Source organism: Lysobacter enzymogenes (assembly GCF_017168095.1).
Taxonomy (GTDB): Bacteria; Pseudomonadota; Gammaproteobacteria; order Xanthomonadales; family Xanthomonadaceae; genus Lysobacter; species Lysobacter enzymogenes_D.
This window is the reverse complement of sequence record NZ_LXSD01000036.1, coordinates 1-2,421: the sequence shown is the minus strand read 5'-3', so window position 1 is coordinate 2,421 and position 2,421 is coordinate 1. Positions and strand designations below refer to the sequence as shown.

General features: G+C 74.6%; 1 protein-coding gene. It reads right to left on the bottom strand.

Annotated elements, in window-relative coordinates; translation table 11 throughout:
• Window positions 1-2,421 (bottom strand): non-ribosomal peptide synthetase (locus A7A76_RS01090; RefSeq protein WP_206409460.1); only part of this gene is annotated, 2,421 nt, incomplete at both ends.

The window sequence follows — 2,421 nt, the reverse complement described above, 5'->3', positions numbered from 1 at the left end:
CGGCACCGGATCGACCTCGGCGCGCGCGGCGCCGGCGGCGATGTGCGCGGCGATGCGGCGCACGCTGCCCAGATCCAGCAGGTCGGTGGCCTCGAAGGCGATGCCGTAGGCCTCGCCGATGCGCCGGGCCACGCCCACCGCCAGGATCGAATCGCCGCCGATCTCGAAGAAGCCCTGCTCCGGCGGCACCTCGCCCAGGCGCAGGACCTCGCCGACGATCGCCGCCACTGCCGCTTCGATATCGCGCTCGCGCAGCATCGCGGGCTGCTCCTTGGGATGGGGGCCGGACAGCGTCGCGACCAGCGCGTGCCGGTCCACCTTGCCGTTGCGGTTGGTCGGCAGCTGCGCCAGGAACTCGATCCGCGCGGGCACCATGTAGTCCGGCAGGCGCGCGGCGAGATGGCGGCGCAGCGCCTGCGCGTCCGCCGCGCGGCCGTCGGCGGCGACCGCGAACGCGGCCAGCTGATTGCGCCCGGGCAGCAGCGCCACCGCGCACTGGGCCACGTCGGGATGCGCTTGCGCGGCCGCTTCGACTTCGCCCAACTCGACCCGCGAGCCGCGGATCTTGACCTGGGCGTCGGCGCGGCCGACGAACTGCAGCTCGCCGCCGGCGAGCAGGCGCACGCGGTCGCCGGTGCGGTACATGCGCGCGCCCGGCGCGCCGTACGGGTCGGCGAGGAAACGCTCGGCGGTGAGGCCGGCGCGGCCGAGGTAGCCGCGCGCCAGGGCGACGCCGGAGACGAACAGTTCGCCGACCTCGCCCGTCGCCACCGGGCGCAGGCTGTCGGGATCGAGCGCATAGGCCGCGGCGCCGGCGATGGCCCGGCCGATCGGCACCGAGCCCGCGGCGAACGCGTCGTCCGCGGCGCACCGCCTGAACGTCGCGCACACCGTGGTTTCGCTCGGGCCATAGGCGTTGACGAAAGCGCACTTGCGCATCCAGCGCTGCGCCAGCGCCGGCGCGCATTCCTCGCCGGCGACGATCAGCGTGCGCAGCTGCGGCAATTCCACCGACTCGAGCAGGGTCAGCGCCGACGGCGGCAGCGTCGCCACCGCGATCGCGTGTTCCTGCATCAATCCGGCCAGCCGGCCGCTGCGCTGCAGCGAGCCGTTCGGCGCCAGATACAGCGTCGCCCCGGCCGACAGCGCCATCGCGATCTCCCACACCGAGGCGTCGAAGGTCCACGGCGCGAACTGCAGCACGCGCTCGCCGGCGCGCACGCCGAACGCGGCCGCCTGCGCCTGGGCCAGATTGGCCAGGCCGGCATGGGTCAGGCCGACGCCCTTGGGCGTGCCGGTCGAGCCGGAGGTGTAGATCACATAGGCCAGCTGGCCCGGATCGATCGCCGGCGCAGCGAAATCCGCTGCCGCGGCGATGCGTTCGAGCACCAGCGCATCGGTGCCGGGCAGACGCTCGCGCAGGCCTTCGCGGGTGATGGTCGCGACCGCGTCGGCGTCTTCGAGCATGAAGTGCAGGCGCTCGGCGGGCAGTTCCGGGTCCAGCGCCAGCCAGGCCGCGCCGGCTTTCCACACCGCCAGCAGCGCGCACAGGGCCTGGGCGGAACGCTCCAGCAGCACCGCGACGACTGCGTCCGCGCCGACGCCGGCGCGGCGCAGTTGCGCGGCGATGGCGTCCGAGCGCGCGTCGAGTTCGCCGTAGCTCAGCGATTGCGCCGCATCGACCACGGCCGGCGCGTCTGGATCGCGGCGCGCCTGCGCCCGGATCGTGTCGTGCAGCGCTCGCCACGGCGCCGCTTCGTCGCCGGCGGACAGCGCCGCGACGGTGCTGCGGACCGAGTCGGCCAGCCGTTGCAGCCACTGCTGCGCGGTCGCCTCATCCACGCGCCCGGCATCGTGATCGAAATACAGCACCGGGCCGTGCTCGCGCTCGGCGACCTTGAACGCGAGCGGATACTCGCCTTCCTGGTACAGGCCTTCCAACGGCTCGAAACGCACCCCGGCCCAGGCGCGCGCCAGCGCCGGCAAGGCGAAGAAGCGCCGGCTCTTGTATTCGAACACGGTATCGAACGGCTCGCCCTGCCCGGCGCCGCGCCGGCGCCGCTCGCGCGCCACCCGCTGGAACGGATAGTCGGCGTGGCTCAGGGCCTGGCCGAGCCGGGCGTGGGTGTCGCGCAGCCGCTGCGCAGGCTCGGCCTGCCGGTCCGGCGCGGCGCGCACCACCACCACCAGGTTGACGAAGCAGCCGACCGTGGCGTCGAACTCCGCGCGCGGCCGGCGCTCCACCGCCATGCCGACGGCGATGTCGTCGCGGCCGCACTGCGCTGCGAGCAAGTCCTGGTACAGCGACAGATAGAACGCGGCCGGAGTGATGCGCAGCCGCGCGCAGGCCGCGGCCACGGCGCGGCCGGTGTCGGCGTCGAGCGCGTGGCGCACGGTGCGCGGGCGGCGCGGTGCGCGATC